The 21,854-nt window shown below is 71.6% G+C and carries 13 protein-coding genes; 11 read left to right on the top strand and 2 right to left on the bottom strand.

What is annotated here, in order from left to right:
- Positions 1–72: 72 nt before the first annotated feature.
- Genes AB0I81_RS13175 through AB0I81_RS13165 form a run of 3 tightly spaced genes read left to right on the top strand, consistent with a single transcriptional unit; the run spans position 73 to position 5,608 of the window.
- Complete coding sequence (locus AB0I81_RS13175; RefSeq protein ID WP_360654851.1) at positions 73–1,779, top strand: hypothetical protein; 1,707 nt, start codon at positions 73–75, stop codon at positions 1,777–1,779.
- Positions 1,773–4,445 carry a glycoside hydrolase family 78 protein gene (locus AB0I81_RS13170; protein ID WP_360654848.1) on the top strand — a complete coding sequence of 891 codons (2,673 nt, stop codon included), beginning with the start codon at positions 1,773–1,775 and terminating at the stop codon, positions 4,443–4,445. The genes AB0I81_RS13175 and AB0I81_RS13170 overlap by 7 nt, the downstream gene beginning before the upstream one ends.
- Positions 4,436–5,608, top strand: a complete 1,173-nt coding sequence (locus tag AB0I81_RS13165) for a GDSL-type esterase/lipase family protein (RefSeq protein WP_360654845.1) — start codon at positions 4,436–4,438, stop codon at positions 5,606–5,608. The genes AB0I81_RS13170 and AB0I81_RS13165 overlap by 10 nt, the downstream gene beginning before the upstream one ends.
- Here the strand turns inward: AB0I81_RS13165 and AB0I81_RS13160 are convergent.
- Together AB0I81_RS13160 and AB0I81_RS13155 are read right to left on the bottom strand one after the other, a co-directional pair.
- On the bottom strand, positions 5,596–7,224 hold the full coding sequence (locus AB0I81_RS13160; RefSeq protein ID WP_360654842.1) for an acyltransferase: 1,629 nt from the start codon (positions 7,222–7,224) through the stop codon (positions 5,596–5,598). The genes AB0I81_RS13165 and AB0I81_RS13160 overlap by 13 nt on opposite strands.
- Positions 7,225–7,239: 15 nt before the next feature.
- The gene (locus AB0I81_RS13155; protein ID WP_360654839.1) at positions 7,240–10,140 is read right to left on the bottom strand and encodes a glycoside hydrolase family 2 TIM barrel-domain containing protein; all 2,901 of its coding nucleotides are present in this window, start codon (positions 10,138–10,140) and stop codon (positions 7,240–7,242) included.
- A gap of 139 nt (positions 10,141–10,279) precedes the next feature.
- On the opposite strand from AB0I81_RS13155, the gene AB0I81_RS13150 reads away from it, so the two are divergent.
- Genes AB0I81_RS13150 through AB0I81_RS13115 form a run of 8 tightly spaced genes read left to right on the top strand, consistent with a single transcriptional unit; the run spans position 10,280 to position 21,846 of the window.
- Entirely contained in the window at positions 10,280–12,316 is a 2,037-nt protein-coding gene (locus AB0I81_RS13150; RefSeq protein WP_360654836.1) for a beta-galactosidase, read from the top strand.
- The gene (locus tag AB0I81_RS13145; protein WP_360654833.1) at positions 12,313–13,824 is read left to right on the top strand and encodes an alpha-L-fucosidase; all 1,512 of its coding nucleotides are present in this window, start codon (positions 12,313–12,315) and stop codon (positions 13,822–13,824) included. Before AB0I81_RS13150 ends, AB0I81_RS13145 begins: the two co-directional genes overlap by 4 nt.
- Complete coding sequence (locus AB0I81_RS13140) at positions 13,818–16,364, top strand: family 78 glycoside hydrolase catalytic domain (RefSeq protein WP_360654830.1); 2,547 nt, start codon at positions 13,818–13,820, stop codon at positions 16,362–16,364. Before AB0I81_RS13145 ends, AB0I81_RS13140 begins: the two co-directional genes overlap by 7 nt.
- On the top strand, positions 16,361–17,353 hold the full coding sequence (locus AB0I81_RS13135; protein ID WP_360654827.1) for a hypothetical protein: 993 nt from the start codon (positions 16,361–16,363) through the stop codon (positions 17,351–17,353). The genes AB0I81_RS13140 and AB0I81_RS13135 overlap by 4 nt, the downstream gene beginning before the upstream one ends.
- Complete coding sequence (locus AB0I81_RS13130; protein ID WP_360654824.1) at positions 17,344–18,732, top strand: ABC transporter substrate-binding protein; 1,389 nt, start codon at positions 17,344–17,346, stop codon at positions 18,730–18,732. The genes AB0I81_RS13135 and AB0I81_RS13130 overlap by 10 nt, the downstream gene beginning before the upstream one ends.
- A complete protein-coding gene (locus tag AB0I81_RS13125; protein ID WP_360654821.1) occupies positions 18,719–19,597 on the top strand; it encodes a sugar ABC transporter permease in 879 nt (292 codons plus the stop codon). The genes AB0I81_RS13130 and AB0I81_RS13125 overlap by 14 nt, the downstream gene beginning before the upstream one ends.
- Positions 19,594–20,424 carry a carbohydrate ABC transporter permease gene (locus AB0I81_RS13120; protein ID WP_360654818.1) on the top strand — a complete coding sequence of 277 codons (831 nt, stop codon included), beginning with the start codon at positions 19,594–19,596 and terminating at the stop codon, positions 20,422–20,424. The genes AB0I81_RS13125 and AB0I81_RS13120 overlap by 4 nt, the downstream gene beginning before the upstream one ends.
- Positions 20,425–20,451: 27 nt before the next feature.
- The gene (locus tag AB0I81_RS13115) at positions 20,452–21,846 is read left to right on the top strand and encodes a glycoside hydrolase family 28 protein (RefSeq protein ID WP_360654815.1); all 1,395 of its coding nucleotides are present in this window, start codon (positions 20,452–20,454) and stop codon (positions 21,844–21,846) included.
- Positions 21,847–21,854: the final 8 nt, after the last annotated feature.

Below are 21,854 nucleotides of genomic sequence, written 5' to 3'. Positions count from 1 at the left end.
GTCACCCCAGCGGCAAAGGAGGCTGAATGGGACATCTATGCATGCCTGAATATTTATGAGGGGTTTTGAGAGATGCCTGAGATCCCCGACACGGTGCTGCTCGAGGAACGGGCCGAGCTGGCGATGAACGCGGTGGCCGGGTTGCCGGACGCGGACATGGGCGGCATCCCGTACTTCAGCGCCGACCTGCTGGCCCGCCCTGCGGTGCTGCGGCACGGCGACTGGGACTGGGGCTCCAGCCACGGCCGGCTGCTGGACGCCTCCCTGCTGGCCCGGCAGATGACGGGCAAGGACACGTGGCGGGAGGTCGAGAAGGGCTTCAGGGAGCGGCTGGCGACCTTCTTCGGCGAGGACGGCCTGAGCTACCGCCAGGCCCGCCCCGAGGTGGGCTGGCCCGCCAACGCCAACCTCATCGACCAGCGGGCCGTGATCCTCTCGCTGACCACGTGGTTCGTCTCCGACGGCGACCCGGAGGCGAAACGGCTGGCCGACCGGCACGTGGCCGCGCTCAAGCGGATCGCGATCAAGGAGCGGGACGTGTGGTTCTACCCCGCCTCCGAGTACACCCCGGACGGCTGGCCCTCCCCCAACGCCATCGCGCTGCACCTGGCGCCCGACCCCGCCTCCTTCAGCGGCCGGTTGATCATGCCGCTGCTCCGCTACCACCAGGCCACGGGCAACCAGGACGCGCTGGAGTTGTGCGGCTGGTTCGCGCGGCTGATCGTGCACAAGAGCGGGGTCTACAACGAGGACGGCAGCTTCAACCCGGCGCGGGCCTACCGCAGCGGCCACTTCCACACCCGCCTGGGCACCCTCGAAGGGCTCGCCCGCTACGCCCGCCACACCGGCGACCACGAGCTGACCGCGTTCGTACGCCGCAGCTACGACTGGGCCCTGACCCAGGCCACCGCGTTCGGCTGGACGCCCGGCGACCTGACCGACCAGCGCTACGAGCACGAGAGCTGCTCCCTGGTGGACCTGATCGGCACCGGCACCACGCTGGCGGCGGCCGGGCACACCGCCTACTGGGGCGTGGTCGAGCGGTTCCTGCGCAACCACCTGGTGGAGTCGCAGCTCACCGACCTGAGCTGGGTCGAGTCCGCGCCCGACACCTCGGGCGACAGGCCGGGCTGGACGACGCACGTACGGGTGGGCGAGCGCGTGCTCGGCGCCTTCGCCGGATACGGCGCGCCCAACGACTACGTCTGCGACGTCGAACTGGGCCGTGGTCACACCGCCGACGTGCAGGCGTGCTGCGTCGGCTCCGGCGTACGCGGCCTGTTCTGGGGCTGGAACTCGATCGTCACCGTCAAGGACCGGATCCCCCGGGTGAACCTCCTGCTCACCCGGGCCACCCGCCAGGTGACCGTGCTCAGCCACCTCCCCCACGAGGGCCGGGTGGACCTCGACGTGCACGAGGACCTGCCGGAGCTGCGGATGCGGGTGCCCGACTGGGCCGGGTACGCCAAGGTGCGCGTGTCCAGGGGCGGCGAGGAGATCACCGGCTCCCAGACCGGCGTGTGGGCGCCGGACGGTTACCTGTCCATCCCCGCGCCACGGGCGGGCGAGCGGATCACGGTCACCTTCCCGGTGCCGGAGACGACGAGCACCGAGGTCGCGGCCGGCCGCGAGTACCAGGTGCGCTGGCGCGGCGACGACGTGATCGGCATCAGCCCCGAGGGCACCGCGCGGCCGATGTACAGCGGGCGCAAGGTCCATCCGACCGCCCCGCGCAGGAACTACGAGCTGGCCCGGCCGGCGAAGGAGTGGACGTGGTAGACAACTGGCAGCTGCCCGAGGCCGGACCCGCCGCCGCGCTGCGGCCGTACGACCTGCGGTGTGAGCATCTGCGCACGCCGCTCGGCGTCGGCACGCAGACGCCCAGGCTGAGCTGGCGGCTGGCCTCCGACCGGCGCGGCGACGCACCGGCCGGGCACCGCGTCCGGGTGCACGGCCCCGGCGGCCTGCTCGCCTGGGACAGCGGCTGGATCGACGGCCAGGACGTCAGCGCCGACTACGGCGGCGCGCCGCTGGCCTCGTTCGCCCGCTACGCCTGGCAGGTCGAGTTGCGCGGCGGCGAGTCGGCGCAGTCGTGGTTCGACACCGGGGTGCTGCACGCCGACGAGTGGCGGACGGCCTGGATCGGCCACGACCCCGAGAGCAACCCGCCGTTCGAGCCGCCCAAGGACGACGGCGAGCCGCGCACGTTCCACACCAAGAGCCTGCCCGCGCCGCGCCACTTCCGCCGCGAGATCGACCTGCCGCCGGTGACCGCCGTGCGGATCGCCTGCACCGCGCGCGGCCTGTACGAGCTGCGCGTCAACGGCCACCGCGTCGGCGACGCCGAGCTGACCCCCGGCTGGACCGACTACCGGCAGCGCGTGCCGTACCAGGTCTACGACGTCACCCACCTGGCCGGGGACGGGCCGCTCTGCGTCGGCGCGATCCTGGGCGAGGGCTGGTGGTCGGGCAGCCTCGGCTGGGACGGCCGGCAGCAGGCCAACCGCTACGGCCGGCACCCGCAGTTGCTCGTGCAGGTCGTCGCCGAGCACGCGGACGGCTCGCGCACGGTGATCGGCACGGACGAGCGGTGGCGGGAGACCACCGGCCCGCTGCGCTACGCCGACCTGCTCCATGGCGAGTGGTACGACGCCCGCCTGGAGCACGACGGCTGGGACCTGCCCGGCTTCGACGACTCCACCTGGGCCCCGGCCCGCGTCGTGGACACCGGCACGGACATCCTCGTGCCCTCCGCCGCCGAGCCCGTACGGGTGACCGAGGACCTGGCGCCGGTGGAACGGCGCGAGCGCGACGGCCGTACCATCGTCGACCTCGGCCAGAACATCGCCGGCCGGGTCCGCCTGACGATCAGGGGCGCCGCCGCCGGGACCCGCGTCACGCTGCGGCACGGCGAGGCGCTCACCGCCGACGGCGACCTCTACACCGAGAACCTGCGCTCGGCCGAGGCCACCGACCACTACGTGGCGGCGGGGCGGCCGGAGGAGACGTTCGAGCCGCGCTTCACCCTGCACGGCTTCCGGTACGTCGAGGTCACCGGGCACGCCGACTTCGAGGTCCTGGGCCGGGCGATGCACTCCGACACGCCGGTGGCGGGCGAGTTCTCCTGCTCCGACGCCATGGTGCGGCAGCTCATGAGCAACATCCGGTGGAGCCAGCGGGACAACTTCGTCTCCGTGCCGACCGACTGCCCGCAGCGCGACGAGCGGCTCGGCTGGACGGCGGACGCGCAGGTGTTCCTGCCCACCGCCTGCTACAACGCCGACGTGGCGGCCTTCTTCACGAACTGGCTGGCCGACCTGCGTTACGCCCAGACCGACGAGGGGGCGGTGACGGACGTCGTGCCGCACGTGATCACCGAACGGCACGGCGCCCCCGCCTGGGGCGACGCCGCCACGATCATCCCCTGGCACCTCTACCGGGTGTACGGGGACGAGCGGGTGCTGCGCGACAGCCTGCCCAGCATGCGCGCGTGGGTCGATTACATCGAGCGCAACAACCCCGACCTGATCTGGCGCAAGCGGACGGGCAGCCACTACGGCGACTGGCTGCAGGCGGGCGTGACCACCTCGCGCGACGTGCTGGCCACCGCGTACTTCGCGCTCAGCGCCGACCTGACCGCGAAGGCGGCCGAGGTGCTGGGCGACGCCGAGGCCCGGGAACGGTACGCGGACCTGCGGGAACGCATCGGGAAGGCGTTCGCGGCGGAGTTCATCGCGGCGGACGGGCGGATCGAGGGCGACACGCAGACCGCGTACCTGCTGGCGCTGGCGCACGGCCTGGTCCCCGACGGGCTCGTGCCCGCCGCCGTCGCCCACTTGGTGGCCGACCTGGAGCGGCGGGGCAGGCGGCTGACCACCGGGTTCGCCGGGGTGGCGCTGCTCGGGCCGATCCTGTCGGAGCACGGGCACGCCGACCTCGCGTACGCGCTGCTGCACGACGACCGCTACCCCTCGTGGGGGTACTCGATCAAGCGCGGCGCCACCACCATCTGGGAGCGGTGGGACGGCTGGACGGAGGAGCAGGGCTTCGGGCCCGTCGCGATGAACTCCTTCAACCACTACACGCTGGGCTCGGTCGGGGCGTGGTTGTACGGCGGGGTCGCCGGGCTGGGGCAGGAGGAGGACTCGGTGGGCTTCCGCCGCCCGCTCATCCGCCCGCTGCCCGGCGGGAACCTGCGGTGGGCCTCGGCCGCTTACGAGTCGCCGCTCGGGCGGCTGGCCAGCCGGTGGGAGGTGGACGGTGACACGCTGCGGCTGACGGTACGCGTCCCGCCGGGCGCCACGGCCACCGTGCACGTGCCCACCACCGACCCCGCCTCGGTGCGGGAGTCCGGCGGGCCGGTGGAGCCGGTCGGACGGACCTCTTCTGCGGTGATCTGCCAGGTGTCGTCCGGCGAGTACTCCTTCACCTCGGCATGGCAGTAGCGGCCGGCCGCCCGGTGACCACCTGGGCGGCCGCCTCCGAGGCGCTGTGGAGCGTGCCGGGCGAGCTGACGGTCCGCAACGTGGTGCGGGTCGCCGTGGGCGGTTACGGGCTGCGGGTACGGCTCACCAACGCGTTCGGGCGGCGGGCGGTCACGTTCGGGCGGGTGTGCGTGGGGGTCTGGCGGGCCGGGGCCGCGCTGGAGCCGGGGACGAACCGGGGGGTGACGTTCGGCGGGGGCTGCTCGGTGACGCTCGCGCCGGGTGCCACGGTGCTCAGCGATCCGGTGGAGAGGTACGTGCGGGCGTGGCAGCGGCTCGCCGTGAGCATCTACCTGCGAGGCGAGTGCGACACCCTGACCGGCCGCAACCGCGCCACCGCCCCGTCCGACCCGCCATCCGCCGCCCCATTGCTCTCCGCGCCGCCTCCCAATGGGTGGGAGCCCACCGTCTCGCCCGCTTATCGTTCGCTCCCCGGCGATCACGCCGCCGACGAGGGCGACGGCGCGTACACCGAGGAGGTGGCGATCTGGCACTGGCTCGACGCGCTGACCGTGGTCACGTCCGAGCCGGTGCGGGTCGTGGCGGCGCTCGGGGACTCCCTCACCACCGGCGTCGGCTCCGAGACCGGCCACGGCTGGGCGGACCTGCTCGCCCATCGGGTCGCGCCCGGGGTCGGGGTGGTCAACGAGGGTGTGTCGGGCGGGAAGGTGCTCGCGGCGGGGACCGGCCGGCCCGCCGAGCGGCGACTGGCCGAGGAGGTGCTGACCAAGCCCGGCATCGACACCGTGATCCTGGCGGCGGGCGTCAACGACCTCGGGGCGGGCGCGCGGGCGGAGGACCTCATCGCCGCCTACCGCCGCATCGTGGCCACCGCGCACGCCGCCGGGGTGCGGGTGGTCGGCGCGACGATCACGCCGTTCGCGGGTGCCGAGTTCCACACCTCCGAGGGGGAACGGGCCAGGCAGGCGGTGAACGCGTTCGTACGGGAGGGCGGGGTGTTCGACGGGCTGGCCGACTTCGACGCGGCCCTCCGGGACCCCGCCGACCCCGGCCGCCTGCTGCCCCGCCACGACTGCGGCGACCACCTGCACCCGAGCGCGGCCGGCCACCACGCGATGGCCGCCGCGATCGACCTGCCGTCACTGACCTCTCAGACCGGGTAACGGATCGCCGGCTCCGGGCGGTGGATGCCCCGGGGCCGGTAGCCGAGGGCGTCGGAGATGCCGAGGTAGTCGGCCAGCAGCCAGATGATGGCCAGCCACATCTCCGTGCCCTGCAACCCGGGTGTGCGGGTCGGGGCGCTCCCCTGGCGCAGTTCGAAGCTGAGGCCCGCGCCGTCCTGCCAGCCGTCCAGCGCGCGGGCGAGGTGCTCCCTGGCCCACGCCTCGCCCTCCGCCCGGCGGTGCCGGGTCTGCTTGCCCAGCAGCCACAGCGGGTGGATGACGTCGAGCACGTTGCAGGCGTTGCCGGTGTCGGGGCCGAAGTAGCGGGGGTCGCGGGCCTGGGTGAGCACGGTGTCCACGGCTCGTTCCGGGTACGGCAGCGGCATCCCGAACTGGGCGAACGTGCCCCGGGTGAGCCGGTAGAAGCCGTTGACCACCATCAGCCAGCCCGAGTCGTTGTCCGGCTCGCCCCACATGCCGTGGGTCTGGCGTACGCGGGTCAGCAGCCAGCCGTACAGGGTTTCGAGGTCGCCGCGCAGGTCGAAGCCGGCGAGGTTGCGGTAGAGGCCGGTGCCGATCGCGTCCACGACCGAGCCCGACGTCCACGCCTCGCGGGTCCAGTCGAGGCCGTCGAGCGTGGCGGTCAGGTCCTTCGCGGTGAGGTCGTGCACGGCGTGGACGGGGTGCCGGAAACCGGTTCCGAGCAGGTCGAGCGCGTACCCGACGCAGAGCACGTGGTAGGCGGTGACGCCCTCCAGCTCCGGCCGGCCCTGCGCGTCGAGCTCAGGGACGAGGCCGGTGGCCGGGTCCTGGCGGTCGCGGAGGAAGGCGACGATCTCGTCGCGGGCCGGGGTCGGGGGCGGGCCGCCGAGCAGGAGGTCGGCGATCTCCACCGCGTCGCACCAGGCGCGCACGGTGGGCCGGGCGCCGGGACGGTCCACGTACCGCTCACCGGTCCAGCAACGCGCGAGCACCTCCCCGGCCTGCTCCCGCGCCCGCCCGGCGAACTCGGCCAGCCGCCCCTCCAGGTCGCCCTTGTGGGAAGAGCTGGCGCGGGGGTGGCGGCGGTCGCGGAGGGGGCGGGCCGGGTTGCCGGCGACCATGGCCCAGGCGGGTACGTCCTTGGTGACGACCGAGCCCGCGCCGATGACGGCGTGGTCGCCGATCGTCACCCCGTCGAGCACGACGACGTTCGAGCCGATCCACACGTCGTCGCCGATGCGGATGCCCTTGGAGGTGATCGGCTGGCGGAAGACCGGGCGGTCGGGCTCGGTGCTGTGGTTGAAGCCCAGCAGGGACGTGTGCGCCCCGATCCGGACCGCGTCCCCGAGCTCAACCTTCCCCCGCACCACCGCGTACGGGTTGACCGTGCAGTCGTCGCCCATCGCGATGTCGTCGGTGACGTAGGCGTGCGCGGCGATGTAGCAGAAGTCGCCCATCCGCAGGCGGTCGGTGTGCACGGCGGCCAGCGGCGAGATGAACACCTTGCCGGCCGCGTCGAGGCCGATCCCGTCCCGGAGCCCCGCCAGGTGCCCCTCCTGGGCGCGGCGGTCCTCCTCGGTCGCGTGGTCCCAGTACAACCAGGGGCGGTAGTCGAATTTGGACGATTCCGTCATACGATCAGTTTCCTCTCAGTCCACCAGGGCCAGCATCATCGACCAGGTGTAGCGGCGGACCGCCTGCCGGTACCGCTCGGGCAGGGCCGGGCCGCAGGAAGCGCTGCCGAGGCCCTGCTGTCCGTGGTCCAGGTTCAGCCACACGCGGCCGGAGTCGGCCAGGTCGTGCGGGCGGCGGGCGGCCTGCAGGGCCTCGCTCGTCCAGCGGCGGGCGGTGAAGTCCAGGTGCGGCTCGCCGTCCACGCGCAGGGTCGGCAGCCCCTGGCCCGCCACCTCCAGCCAGCGGGTCTCGACGTGGTTGCCGTTCTCCTGCGGTACGACGTACGGGGTCTGCAGGTCGTCGATCGGGCGCGAGTAGCGGCCGACGCGGGCGGCGGCCCGGCTGTCGGCGTAGGACTCGTCAGGGCCGGGGCCGAACCAAGTGACGTCGGTGTAGCCGCCGGGCAGGGCGAACCTCGTGCCGACGCGGGGCGGGTGCACGGTGAGGTGCCCGTAGGCGGTGTCGTCCCAGTCGCCCACGGGGTCGGCCTCGATCAGGAGGCGCAGGGCGCCGTCCTGCCAGCGGTAGGTGTAGGTGGTGCGGAAGCCGAGGGTGCGGGTGGCGGGACCGCTGCGGCCGTGCACGACGAGGGTGTGGTCGTCGGGCCGGTCGATGTCGCCGGTGCGGTGCAGGAAGCGGTCCAGGCCCACCGACTCCCAGTCGGCGGCCAGGGCGTTCCTGGGACCCTGGCCACGGTCGTTCTCGGTGGGGGCGCGCCACACGTCGAACACCGGCCCGTCCAGTTCGAGCTGCCCGACCCGGGTGAGACGCCCGGTCCTGGCGTCGAACACCGCCCCGCCCAGCCGCAACTCCCCTGTCGCGTCCGGCAGCTTACGGGCTGGGCGGCGGCGAGGCGGTTCCTGGCCAAGGCGGGACTGCCCGAACGCGACCACGTGACCGGCCGGAGCCCAGCGGGTGTCGGCCGCCAGGACCGCCTCGACCGTGAGCCAGGTTTCGCCTTTTCCAGCGACGGCGGCGGGCGGCAGCGGAACCCGTACCGACGAGCGGGCGGGGCAGTGTGGCACGGGGAGTGCCCCGCCGGTGCCGCGCTCACCGTCGATCTCCACCCACCAACGGAACTCCAGGTGGTCGAGCGCGATCATGTCGTGCTTGTTGGTGACGACGACCTCGCCGCCCTCCACCGCGATCCCCACCGGCTCGATCGCCTTGCTCAGCTCGGACAGCCCAGGTGACGGCGTGCGGTCCGGGAACAGCAGGCCGTCCAGGCAGTACCGGCCGCCGTTGGGCTCGTAGGGGATGTCGCCGCCGTGCCGGTAGTACCGCCGGCCCTGGTCGTCGAGCGCCGCCAGCCCGTGATCGATCCACTCCCACACGAACGCCCCGCAGAACCGCTCGTACGACTCAAGGATCGTCTGGTAGTCCACCAGCGACCCAGGGCCGTTGCCCATGGCGTGGGCGTACTCGCACAGCAGGAACGGCAGCCCCCGACGCCGCACGTCGTCGGGCGAGTCCGGCTCGACCCCCTCCGGCGGCTCCTCCTTGCGCTGACCGATGCGCTCAAGGTCGTCCTGCGCGGGGTACATGAGGCTGTAGAAGTCGGAGTGGCGGTAGCTGGGGTCGCGTTCGTAGTGCAGCGGCCGGGTGGGGTCGCGCTCGCGGATCCAGTCGTCGATGGCGGCGAAGGCCGAGCCGCTGTCGCTCTCGTTGGCCAGGGACCAGACGACCACGCTGGGATGGTTCTTGTCCCGTTCGACCATGCGCCTGGTCCGGTCGAGCAGCGCGTCGTGCCACATCGGCTCGGCGGGCGGGTTGCCGGCCCAGCCGGAGTAGATGAAGCCGTGCGTCTCGATGTCGCATTCGTCCACCACCCACAGGCCGTACTCGTCGCACAATCGCAGGAACTCCGGATGCGGCGGGTAGTGGGCGGTGCGGACGGCGTTCACGTTGTGCCGCTTCATCAGCTCGATGTCGCGGATCATGGTGGCGCGGTCGAGCGAGCGGCCCCTGTCCGGGTCGTGCTCGTGCCGGTTGACGCCTCTGAACAACACCGGGACCCCGTTGATCAGCAGCCGGCCGTCCGCGATCTCGACCGTCCTGAAGCCGATCGCCAGCTCGATCGTCTCCCCGGCCGCCGTGAGCGTGCCCCGGTAGAGGCGGGGGTGCTCGGCGCTCCACGGTTCGACCCGCTCGATCGTGACCCGCTCGCCGGTGGCGGCGCCGATCCCGAGCTCCGGCACCTCGACCAGGCCGGGGGCGTCGGCGGTGACCAGGAGAGCGCCGGAGCCGTCCCGGTAGGAGGCCAGCACGGTGAAGTCGTCGATGCCGCCCTCGGGCCTGGACAAAAGCTCCACATCACGAAAAATCCCGGGCAGCCACCACATGTCCTGGTCTTCGAGGTAGCTCCCGGACGACCAGCGCTGCACGCGTACGGCCAGGACGTTCTTCCCCGGCCTGAGCCGTTCGGTGACGTCGAACTCGAACGGCAGCCTGCTCCCCTTGGAGTGGCCAAGCAGTTCGCCGTTCAGCCAGACGGCGCCGCAGGAGTCCACACCCTGGAAGCGCAGCACACTGCGGCCGGCGGGCCAGTCCGGGGGCAGGTCGAAGCGGAGGCGGTAGTCGCCGGTGGGGTTGTCGTCCGGCAGGTGCGGCGGATCGATGGGAAAGGGGTAGGCGGTGTTGGTGTAGAGAGGCTGGTCATGGCCCTCCAGCACCCAGTGCGACGGCACCCGGATCGTCTCCCAGGCGGTGTCGTCGAGGTCGGGGTCCGGCAGCGCGGGCCCGGTGCCCCGGGCGGTGCCGGAGAGGCGGAAGCGCCACTGGCCGTTGAGCGACAACCGGGGCGCGTCGGAGACGAAGTCCGCCCGCGCCGCCCGCCGCCCGGAGCCCGGCCCGGGGTCCTCGTGGAAATCGACCATCCGAACGTCCCTCCGGTGAGACAAAACGTTTTAAACCCTACAAGCGGGAACGCTCCGACTCTAGATCCCAGAGGCATTGACATCCAAGGTTGAATAAATATATCATCTAGTAAATCGTTTTAACATCGCTGGGGATCTCATGACGCCATCACCCCCGACGAGCAGGGCCGGCATCCGCTTCGGCACCGCCTACTACTGGGAATACCAGCGCTCCCCCGATCTCAAGCGCGACCTCGACCTCATGGTCCAGGCCCGGATCGACACCATCAGGGTGGGTGAGTCCGTCTGGTCCACCTGGGAACCGCGCGACGGCGTGTTCGACCTCGACTGGATGACACCGATCCTGGACGCGGCACACGAGCGCGGCATGAAGGTCCTGCTCGGCACCCCGACCTACGCCATCCCGCCCTGGTTGCAGCGCAAGCACCCCGAACTGGCGGTCGTGCGGGCCGACGGCCGCCGGATCCCGTGGGGCGCGCGGCAGGAGATCGACTTCACCTCACCGATCTTCCTGCGGTACGCCGAGCGCGTCATCCGCGCCGTCATCGGCGAGCACGGCGGCCACCCGGCCGTGCTCGGCATCCAGCTCGACAACGAGCCCGGTCTGCTGCTCATCCACAACGAGCCGGTGTTCGAGCGGTTCAAGGGCTGGCTGGCGGAGCGGTACGGCGACGTCGGGCGGCTCAACGAGGAGTGGGGCCTGACGTACTGGTCGCACCGGCTCGGCCACTGGGACGAATTGTGGCCGCCCGCCGGCAACACAACGCCCTCCTACGACCTGGCGTGGCGGCGCTTCCAGGCCGAGCTGACCTCGGAGTTCATCGGCTGGCAGGCGGGCATCGTGCGCGGGCTGGTGCCGGAGGACCGGGAGCTCACCACGTGCCTGGCCTACCAGCGGCCGGCGCTGAACGACGTACAGCTCTCCGAGCATTTGACGGTCACCAGCGGGAACGCGTACTACCTGCCGCAGGACGCGCTGACCCGCGACGACTCCACCGAGGTCGCCTGGTTCGCCACAGGACCGAGCGGCCTGCTGCAGGCGGCCGACCGCATGTACGCCAGCAAGCAACGGCGCTACTGGGTGACCGAGACCAACGCCACCTCCATCGCGGTGTCCCAGCTCAACCTGCCGCCCTACGACGGTCAGCTCCGCCAGGCGGCGTGGGCGCTGGTGGCGCGGGGCGCGGAGATGATCTCGTACTGGCACTGGCACACGCTGCCCTACGGCGCGGAGACGTACTGGGGCGGGATCCTCGGCCACTCCCAGGAGCCCGGCCGCGTCTACGGCGAGATCGCGGCGCTGGGCGCGGAGCTGGAGCGGGCGGCGGAGGACGTCACGGGGCTGACGCCGGACGCCGACGTCGGGTTCCTGTTCTCGCACGACGACAAGTGGGCGCTGACCTTCCAGTCGCCGCTCACCCTCGACGGCCGCAACCCGGACCGGGACGCCTACGAACGTATCCAGGCCGCCTTCTACCGGGGCGCGATCGACGCCGGCCGCCAGGTGGCGTTCATGTCGCCCGCACAGTTCAAACGTTTGCCCACGGTCGTGGCCCCCGCTCTCTACTGCCTCTCCGACGAGATGGCCGCGGAGCTGGAGTCCTACGTAAGGGACGGCGGCCACCTGATCCTGACCTTCCGCTCCGGCTACGCCGACGAGGAGGCCAGGGCGCGATCCGAGATCGCGCCGGGCCCGCTGCGCGCGCTGGCCGGGGTGCGCTACCTGGAGTACTCGACGCTGCTGGAGCCGGTCCCCCTGCACGGGCTCGGCAAGCAGGACACGGCCACGTTCTGGGCCGACGCGCTGGAGGTGGAGGGTGCCGAGGCGCTCGCCTTCTACGACCACCACCACTTCGGCCGCTGGCCCGCGATCACCCGGCACCGCGTGGGCGACGGCACGGTGACCTACGTGGGCACCCTGCCGGGCCGGGAGCTGACGGCCGAGCTGTTCAAGAGCACCGCGGGCACGGGCCTCGTGACCACGGACGCGCCGCGGGTCACCGTGCACTCGGCGGTCAACGACCGTGGCGAGCGCCTCTGGTTCGCGCACAACTGGTCCGACCGCGAGCACACGGTGACCCTGACCGCCCCGGCGACCGAGGTGACCGGCGACCGCCAACCCCTGGAACCGGGCCCGCTGCGCCTGGCCCCCTTCGACGTACGAGTGGTGAAATGACGCGATTTGAGCCCACGTGGGAGTCGCTGCGCACGCACCGGATCCCGCAGTGGTTCGGCGAGGCGAAGTTCGGCATCTGGTCGCACTGGGGCGCGCAGTCCGTGGCCCGCTCGGGCGACTGGTACGCCCGGCACCTCTACGGCATGCAGCCCTGGTCGGAGCCGTGGGAGCGCAAGCGGGCCGACCGCCAGCACGCCCACCACCGCGCCCACTTCGGTCCGGGAGGCGGCACCAAGGACCTGTTCCCCCGCTGGCGGGCCGAGCGCTTCGACCCCGACGAGCTGATGGACCTCTATGTCCGCAGCGGCGCCCGCTACTTCATGTCGATGGCCACCCACTGCGACAACTTCGACCTGTACGACTCCGGGGAGCGCGGCTGGCACACCGCCCGCGTGGGCCCCGGGCGGGACATCGTGGCGGCGTGGGAGCGGGCGGCGCGCGGTGCGGGCCTGCCGTTCGGCCTCAGCTTCCACAACAACTGGACCTGGCGCTGGCTCGACGTGGCGCACGGCAAGGACCCGGAGACCGGCGAGCCGTACGACGGCGCGCTGACCAGGGGCGACGGCACCGGCACCTGGTGGGAGGGCCTGGACCCGGCGGAGCTCTACCCGCCGCGCCACGACCCGGGCACCAAGCCGCCGGCCGCCGAGGCCGAGCGGTTCTACGCCCGGGTGCGCGCGGCGCTGGACCGCTACCGCCCCGACCTGGTCTACCTGGACGACGGCCGGATGCCCTTCGACGCGGGCAGCGTGGTGGAGTCGCAGCCGGTCAGCACGGCGGGCCTGGACCTGCTGGCGCACTACTACAACACGTGCGGCACCGGCGGCATCGTCTCGATCAAGGACGTGCCCGACCTCGACCGGACGGCGGTGCTGCTCGACTGCGAGCGCCGCCAGCTCGATGAGGCCCAGCCGCACCCGTGGCAGTTCGACACCAGCGACGGGGAGTGGTTCGACTGCTCCGACGACGACGCGATGTTCCATCCGCGCAAGAGCTCCCAGCAGGTCATCCACACCCTGATCGACGTGGTCGCCAAGAACGGCTGCCTGCTGCTGAACATCCCGCAGCACGCCGACGGCACCGTGGACGCGCACGCCCGCAAGCTGCTCGACGAGGTGGGCGACTGGCTGCGGGTGTGCGGCGAGGGCGTGTACGGCACGACCCCCTGGCTGCGCGCCGCCGAGGGTGAGACGGGCATGGGCGAGGTCAAGGGCTACGAGCACTACAACGAGGCCGACCGCGCCTACCTGGCCAGCGACGTGCGCTTCACCCGGCGCGGCGACGACGTCTACGCGACCCTGCTGGCCTACCCGGGCACCGGGAAGGCCGCGATCACCAGCCTGGGCGAGGCGGCCGGGCTGCTGAAGCGCGACCCGTCGCGGGTCGAGCTGCTGGGTCACGGCCCCGTCCCCTGGCGGCGGACCGCCGGGGCGCTGCACGCGGACCTGCCGCCCGAGCCGCCCACCACCGCCGCCCACATGCTCAAGATCACGGGAGCGTCATGCTGAAGAACCTGCGAACGTGCGACCTGACCGACCCCCTCGGCCTGGAGACCGCCCGTCCCGTGCTGAGCTGGCAGCTCGACGGCGTGGCCGAGCAGAGCGCCTACCACGTACGGGTGCCGGGGTTGTGGGACAGCGGCGAGGTCGAGTCCGCCGACCAGCGCGTGACCTACGGCGGCGAGCCCCTGACCAGCCGCACGGCCGCGCGCTGGCAGGTGCGGGTGCGCGACGCCGAGGGCCGCTGGTCCGATTGGAGCCGGGAGGCCCGCTTCGAGCTGGGCCTGCTCGAAGCCACCGACTGGACGGCCTCCTGGATCACCCACCCCGACTGGTACGACGAGAACAACGACCCGCGCGTCGGCGAGGGCCACCCGCTACCGCTGCTCGCGGGCGAGTTCACCGCGAAAGGTGCGATCGCCCAGGCCCGCCTGTACGTCGCCGGTCTCGGCGTCTACGTGGCGTCGGTGAACGGCGCGCCGGTGACGGACGCCGTGCTGGAGCCGGCGTACTCGGACTTCACCCAGCGCGTCGTGTACGCCGTCCACGACGTGACGGCGCTGCTGCGCGAGGGCGGCAACGCGCTGGGCCTCGCGCTCGGCCCCGGGATCGCGCACGTGTTCCCGCACCAGGACCGCTACATGAAGTTCTTCGGCTCCAAGGGCGCCCCGCGCGCGATCGCGCAGCTCGACGTGAGCTATGCCGACGGCACGTCCGACCGGTTCGGCACCGACGCGAACTGGCTGGCCACGCAGGGCCCGACCACCCGCTCCCACTGGTACGGCGGCGAGGACCACGACGCCCGCCTGGAGCTCCCGGGCTGGGACGCCCCCGGCGCGGACCGCTCGGGCTGGCGCCCGGTGACCGTCCGCCCCGAGGACGCCGGGATGCTCCGTTCCCGCGCCTGCCCGCCCGTCAAGGTCACCGAGGACCTGCCCGCCGTCGAGAAGCTGGTCGCGACCGACGGCACGGCCGTGTTCGACGTGGGCGCGGTCGTCGCGGGCTGGCCCGAGCTGCGGCTCAACCTTCCGGCAGGCAAGTATCTGCGGCTGCTGCCGGGCGACCAGCTCGACGACTTCGGACGGGTGGTGCAGTCCAAGCCCACCACCGGCGCGCCGATCTTCAACACCTACGTCACCAAGGACGGGCCGCAGACCTGGCACCCGACCTTCCGCTACGACGGCTTCCGCTACGTCGAGGCGCAGGGCCTGCCCGAGCACGTCGGCGCGGACGCCCTCGCCGCGCTGGTGCTGCGCGCGGACAACGCGCCGATCGGCCGGTTCGAGACCTCCGACCCGCTGCTCAACGACATCCACACGATCATCGACCGCGCGGTGCGCGGCAACATGTACAGCGTTCTGACCGACTGCCCGCACCGGGAGAAGCTGGGCTGGCTGGAGCAGGCCCACCTGCTGTTCGACGTCGTGGCCTACAACTACGACGTGGCCGCCTACTGCCGTGAGCTGCTGGTGACGATCGCGGAGGCGCAGACGGAGGACGGCCTGGTCCCGGACACCGCGCCCGAGTACGTCGTCTTCGACGGCGCCTTCAGGGACGACCCGAACTGGGGCAGCGCGCTGATCCGCATGCCGTGGCAGATCTACCGCTGGTACGGCGACACCTCGGCCATGGAGCTGCACTACGACGCGATGGGCCGCTACCTGGACTACCTGACGGGCAAGTCCGGGGACGGCATTCTCAGCCACGGGCTCGGCGACTGGTTCGGCCTGGACCGTACGACGCCGGTGCCGCTGGTGGCGACATGGGGCTACTGGCGGGCGGCGCGCACGATGGCGAAGGTCGCCGGGGTGCTGGGCCGCGACGACGACGCCAAGCGCTACCGGGCGCTGACCGACGCCATCTCGGCCGCGTTCACCGGCGCGTTCTTCAAGGACGGCCGGTTCGGCGGCGGCGGGCAGGCGTCGGAGGTGTTCGCGCTGGACATGGGCGTGGTCCCCGAGGACCTCGCGCCCGGCGTGCTGGACCGGCTGGGCGGGGCCGTGCGCGAAGGCGACATCACGGTCGGCGAGATCGCGCTGCCCGCGCTCTACCAGGTGCTGACCAGGGCGGGCCGGCACGAGGAGCTGTTCGGGTTCGCCACCTCCACCACCCACCCGAGCTACGGCTACCAGGTACGCAACGGCGCCACCGCGCTCACCGAGGCGTGGGACGGGCCGACGCGCGGCCTGTCGCAGAACCACTACATGCTGGGCGCCATCGACGCCTGGTTCTACGGCGGCCTGGGCGGCATCGGGCAGGCCCCCGGCTCCAACGGCTTCCGCCGCCTGCTCATCGAGCCGGCCGCGCCCGGCGACCTGACCTCGGTGCGGGCGAGCACCGCCTCGCCCTTCGGCCCGATCGGCGTGTCGTGGCAGCGGGCGGACGGGGCGTACTCGCTGGAGGTGGAGGTGCCGGCCGGCTCGTCGGCCGAGGTGCGGCTGCCCGACCTGGGCCTGTCACGGTACAAGGCCCCCGAGGGTGCGGTCCCGGTCGGGGAGCGGGCCTGGCGGGTGCCCGCCGGGCAGTGGACGTTCGGGGCGGGCCGATGAGCGCGTTCGATCCGGCGCGGATCAGGACCCCCGACAAGGCCGGGCGGCTGCTGGTCGGGCCGTCCGGTGAGCCGGGCCGCTTCGACAGCCTCTTCGTGGACTGCCCGTTCGTGGCCTCCGACGGCGGCGAGTACCTGATGACGTACGTCGGCTTCGACGGGACCGGCTACCAGACCGCGCTCAGCCGCTCATCGGACCTGGAGAGCTGGACGCCGGGCGAGGTGGTGTTCCCGCGCGACCCCGATCATCCGTACCGCCGCTACAACGCCGCGCTCACCTCGATCGTGCGCGACAACCGGCTCGGCTCCGACGGGCAGGTGACGTGGATCGACGGCAGGGCGGTGGGCACGTACCACGCCTATCCGGAGGCCGGGATGGAGGTCGGCGCGGCGATCATCGGGTTCTGTGAGAGCGATGACCTGCGGAAATGGCGGGACGTCGGCTCCGTGCTGCATCCGAAGGACGGCGGCGAGTGGGAGCGCGGCGGGCTGTACAAGTCGTGGCTGATGCGCCACGACGGCCTCTACTACTGTTTCTACAACGCCAAGAACCGCACCTACGACGGCTGGCGCGAGCAGATCGGCTACGCGGTCTCCCCCGACCTCGAGCACTGGGAGCGCCCGCGGGACACGCCGATCGTGCCGAACGGCGGGCCGGGCTCGTTCGACGAGCGCTTCGCCTCCGACCCGTGCGTGTTGCGGGACGGCGACTGGTGGGTGATGTTCTACTTCGGGCTGTCCTTCGACGGGCACGCCCGCGAGGGGTACGCGGTCTCGCGCGACCTGCGTACCTGGGAGAAGGGCGAGGAGATCCTCGTCGACGTGGGCCCTGCCGGGTCGGCCGACGACACCTACGCGCACAAACCCGCCGTCATCACCCGGGAAGGCCGCCTGCACCACTTCTACACGGCGGTGCGGCGCGTGGAGCCGTACCAGGTGGGCGAGCGCACGATGGCCGAGCGGCGGGGGGTTTCCGTGGCATGGTCCTGAGGATCGGCAGGCGCGCGGCGCTGCGCACCCTCGCCGGGGCGGCCGGCCTGGCCGCCCTGTCCGGATGCACCATCGTGGACGGCGAGCCGGTCGCCGGCACGCAGGGGCTGAGCAAGAAGCCCGCGCCGGGACGGCGCACGAACATCGTCTTCTACAACCTGTTCGGCGGCATCGACGGGCAGGGCTGGGTGGAGCTGGCCACCCGGTTCGAGTCGGTGCAGGACGAGATCGGCGTCGAGGTGGTGTACGCGCCGACGACCGGCCAGGGCGAGCAGCAGAAGCTGCTGGTGTCCATCGCCGCCGGCGACCCGCCCGACCTGGCGCAGGTGATCCCGTTCCAGGTTCCGCAGTGGGCCGAGCTGGGCATCATGACCGACCTGACCGACCTCGTACGCGGGGCGGGGCTGGGCGAAAAGGACTTCCTGCCGGCCGTCTGGCAGGGCATGCGGTGGAAGGACCGCGTCTGGCAACTCCAGTGGGACGTGGACCCGAACTTCCCCTTCTACTGGAACAAGAAGTTGTTCGAGGAGTGCGGCCTCGACCCGGAACGGCCCCCGCGCACGGTCACCGAGATCGACGAGCTGTCCAAGGAGATCACCCAGGTCGGCCGGTCCGGCGCCTCCCGCGTCGGCATCGTGCCCTGGCAGGTCGCCGGCTTCGCCAACGCCGCCTTCACCTGGGGCTTCGCCTTCGGCGGCGAGTTCGTGGACCCGCGCACGGGCCAGGTGACGCCCGACGACGAGCGGATCGTCGCGGCCGTGGACTGGATGGCCAGGTACGCGAAATCGCTGGGCGGCGCCGACCGGCTCAACGTGGCGCCGCCGACCCTGCAGATGAACCCCTTCGGGTACGGGCACATGGGCATGGCGCCGCTCGGGCCGCGCAGCATCCGGCAGATCCTGGAGGCGGAGCCGGACTTCGACTACGGCTCGACGTTGCTGCCGTACCAGCCGCCGGGCGCCACCAAGCCGGGCGCGGGCACCTGGATCGGAGGGTGGGGCGCGTTCATCCCCAAGGAGGCCAGGCATCCGGAGGCGGCGTGGGAGTTCCTGCGCTGGTTCTCGGCCACGCCGGAGGGCACGCTGGCCGAGTTCGAGACCGTGAACTACCCGCCCGGCTACCTCGGCTCGCCGGCGCTGGAGCGCATGAAGGCCGACCCGATCCTGCGGCCCTCCTACGACGCGATGTTCGCCGCGACCAACATCAAGCCGTCGTTGCCCGCGACCAACTACTTCAGCCAGCAGCTGGAGATCCACGTCGCGCGCGCGATCTACGGCGAGATCCCGGCGGCCGAGGCCCTGCGCGTGGTCAGGGACAACACGCGCAGGGAGGCCGAGCGCTTCGAGAACCAGATGGGACTGCGACATGCGCCGACGTAACACGATGTGGGGGCTGGTGTTCACCGCGCCGGCCATCATCGGGCTGCTGTGGTTCACCGCCTATCCGGTCCTGGCCTCGTTGTACTACAGCTTCACCTCCTACACGCTGGTCAACCCGCCCGAGTGGATCGGCCTGGCCAACTACACGGACCTGCTGACCGACCAGGTGTGGTGGTCGTCGCTGTGGAACACGCTCTACATCGTCGTCTGGTCGGTGCCGCTCGGCATCGCCGTGGCGCTCGGGCTGGCGCTGCTGCTCAACATGGGGGTGGGCGGCAGGTCGATCTACCGGACCGTGTTCTACCTGCCCACGATCGTGCCGGCGGTGGCCTCGGCGGTGCTCTGGATGTACATCTTCGACCCCCAGTACGGCCTGCTGAACGACGCCCTGGCCAAGGTCGGCCTCACCGGGCCCGGCTGGTTGTCGGACCCCGACTGGGCCAAGCCCGCGCTGATCGTGATGAGCGCGTGGGGCGTCGGGAACCTGATGGTGATCATGCTGGCGGGGCTCCAGGACGTGCCCGCCACGCTCCAGGAGCAGGCCGCCTCCGACGGGGCGGGCTGGTTGTCCAGGTTCCGGCACGTCACGCTGCCCTACGTCAGCCCGCACATGCTGTTCGCGCTGGTCACGGGCCTGATCGGCGGCTTCCAGTTCTTCACGCCGGTGTACGTCATGACCGGCGGCACGGGCAACCCGGCGGGCTCGACCCTGGTGTCGGGCCTGTACCTGTACCAGAACGCGTTCCAGTACTTCAAGGTCGGCTACGCGTCGGCGATCGCCTGGGTGCTCTTCGCGATCGTCGCCGCCATCACCGTCGCCACGTTCCGGCTGGTGGGCCGCCGCGTCTATTACGGAGGCCAATGATGTACCGGCGGCTGCTGCAGGCGATGGCCGCCCACGCCACGCTGATCACGCTGAGCATCGTGTTCCTGCTGCCGTTCGTGTGGATGGTCACGACCTCGCTGAAGACGGTGGACGTGCTGAACGCCTTCCCCATCGTCTGGTTCCCCGAGAAGATCACCTTCTCGAACTACGTGGACGGGCTGCAGGTGTTCCCGTTCCTGCGTTACTTCCTCAACACGATGGTCATCTGCGCGTTCTCGATGCTGGGCGCGGTGTTGTCCAGCTCGTTCATCGCCTACGGTCTGGCCTGCATCGAGTGGCCGGGGCGCAACGTCGTGTTCGTGGCGCTGCTGGCCACCATGATGATCCCGTTCTACGTGACGATGGTGCCGCTGTTCTCGTTGTTCCGCGAGATGGGGTGGACCAACACGTACCTGCCGCTGATCGTGCCGCACTTCTTCGGCGGGCCGTTCTTCGTCTTCCTGCTGCGCCAGTTCTTCCGCGCCATCCCCAGGGACCTGCTGGACGCGGCGCGCGTGGACGGGGCGGGCGAGCTGCGGATCTACGCGCGGATCGTGTTGCCGCTGGCCAAGCCGGCGCTGGCGGCGGTGGCCCTGTTCCAGTTCCTGGCGGGCTGGGGCGACCTGCTGGGGCCGCTGATCTACCTGTCGGACTCCGACATGTACACGCTGTCACTCGGGCTGACCTACTACTCCACCCAGTACAGCACCCAGTTCGGGCCCCTGATGGCGGCCAGCACGGTGATCCTCATCCCGGTCATCGTGCTGTTCTTCCTGGCCCAGCGCACTTTCATCCAGGGCATCACGCTGACCGGGGTGAAGGGCTGAACCCCCCACTATGAACCGGAGGACACCATGAAGCCATTAACCCCGCACTCCCGCAGGAGGTTCCTGGCCGTGGCGGCGGGCATGGGCGGCGCCCTGCTGGCCGCGCCCGCCCACGCCGAAACACCGTCGGGGGCCGCATGGGCCCGGGTTCCGCACATCAGGCGGCGCATCCGCGCGCCCCGCTTCCCCGCCAGGACCTTCCCCGTCACCGGCCACGGGGCCGTCGGCGACGGCACGGTCAAGTGCACCGAGGCGTTCAAGGCCGCCGTCGAGGCGTGCGCGGCGGCGGGCGGCGGGCGGGTGCTGGTGCCCGCGGGCACGTACCTGACCGGCGCGATCCACCTGGCCGACAACGTCGAGCTGCACCTGGAGGCGGGCGCGACCATCCGGTTCAGCCGCGACCCCGCCGACTACCTGCCGATCGTGGCCACCAGGTACGAGGGCATCGAGCTGATGAACTACTCCCCGTTCATCTACGCCCACGGCCGGACGAACGTGGCGATCACCGGCAAGGGCGTGATCGACGGCCAGGCCGACGCCACGCACTGGTGGGACTGGTCGAGCGACCCCGCGCCGTCGGAGGGCCCCGACAAGAAGCTGCTCGCGCAACTGGCCGAGGACGGCGTGCCGGTGGCGGAGCGGGTCTTCGGCGAGGGCCACTACCTGCGGCCGAACCTGATCCAGCTCTACCGGTGCCGCAACGTGCTCATCGAGGGCGTGACGGTCAGGGACTCCCCCATGTGGAACATCCACCCGGTCCTGTGCACGAACGTGACCATCCGCGAGGTCGTCGTGGACAGCCCGCACGGCCCCAACAACGACGGTTGCGACCCGGAGTCGTGCGTGGACGTGCTGATCGAGGGCTGCGAGTTCAACACCGGCGACGACTGCGTGGCGATCAAGGCGGGCAAGAACGCCGACGGCCGCCGGGTGAACGAGCCGTCCCTGAACATCCTGGTGACCGGATGCAAGATGCGGGACGGCAACGGCGGCGTGACGGTCGGCAGCGAGACGACCGGCGGGGTGCGCTGGGTGTTCGCGTGGGACTGCGAGATGAGCAGCGCCCGGCTGGAGCGCGCGGTCCGGATCAAGACCAACCCGGAGCGCGGCGGTTACGTCAGGGACCTGTACTTCAGGGACATCACGGTCGGTCAGGCCGCCGACTCGGTCGTGGAGATCGCGCTCAACTACGAGAACAAGAACACCGGCCCCTACTTCCCCGACGTCGGCGCGATCGACATCAGGGGACTGCGGGCCGGGACGGCGCCCAAGGCGTTCTACCTGATCGGCAACCCGGGCAACCCGATCAGGGGCGTGCGGGTGAGCAACAGCGTGTTCGAGGAGATGGCCGAGCCCAACGAGGTGACCGAGGTGCGGGGCCTGGAGCTGCGCAACGTGTGGATCAACGGCAAGCGCGTGTGACCTGCCGC

Source organism: Nonomuraea sp. NPDC050404 (assembly GCF_040655495.1).
Taxonomy (GTDB): domain Bacteria; phylum Actinomycetota; class Actinomycetes; order Streptosporangiales; family Streptosporangiaceae; genus Nonomuraea.
This window is presented reverse-complemented; position numbering and strand designations above follow the sequence as displayed.

Coding starts and splice junctions, on each gene's coding strand:
- AB0I81_RS13175 (WP_360654851.1), top strand. CDS start 73: ATGCCTGAGATCCCCGACACGGTGCTGCTCGAGGAACGGGCCGAGCTG.
- AB0I81_RS13160 (WP_360654842.1), bottom strand. CDS start 7,224: ATGACGGAATCGTCCAAATTCGACTACCGCCCCTGGTTGTACTGGGAC.
- AB0I81_RS13140 (WP_360654830.1), top strand. CDS start 13,818: ATGCTGAAGAACCTGCGAACGTGCGACCTGACCGACCCCCTCGGCCTG.
- AB0I81_RS13145 (WP_360654833.1), top strand. CDS start 12,313: ATGACGCGATTTGAGCCCACGTGGGAGTCGCTGCGCACGCACCGGATC.
- AB0I81_RS13155 (WP_360654839.1), bottom strand. CDS start 10,140: ATGGTCGATTTCCACGAGGACCCCGGGCCGGGCTCCGGGCGGCGGGCG.
- AB0I81_RS13120 (WP_360654818.1), top strand. CDS start 19,594: ATGATGTACCGGCGGCTGCTGCAGGCGATGGCCGCCCACGCCACGCTG.
- AB0I81_RS13130 (WP_360654824.1), top strand. CDS start 17,344: ATGGTCCTGAGGATCGGCAGGCGCGCGGCGCTGCGCACCCTCGCCGGG.
- AB0I81_RS13115 (WP_360654815.1), top strand. CDS start 20,452: ATGAAGCCATTAACCCCGCACTCCCGCAGGAGGTTCCTGGCCGTGGCG.
- AB0I81_RS13165 (WP_360654845.1), top strand. CDS start 4,436: ATGGCAGTAGCGGCCGGCCGCCCGGTGACCACCTGGGCGGCCGCCTCC.
- AB0I81_RS13150 (WP_360654836.1), top strand. CDS start 10,280: ATGACGCCATCACCCCCGACGAGCAGGGCCGGCATCCGCTTCGGCACC.
- AB0I81_RS13135 (WP_360654827.1), top strand. CDS start 16,361: ATGAGCGCGTTCGATCCGGCGCGGATCAGGACCCCCGACAAGGCCGGG.
- AB0I81_RS13125 (WP_360654821.1), top strand. CDS start 18,719: ATGCGCCGACGTAACACGATGTGGGGGCTGGTGTTCACCGCGCCGGCC.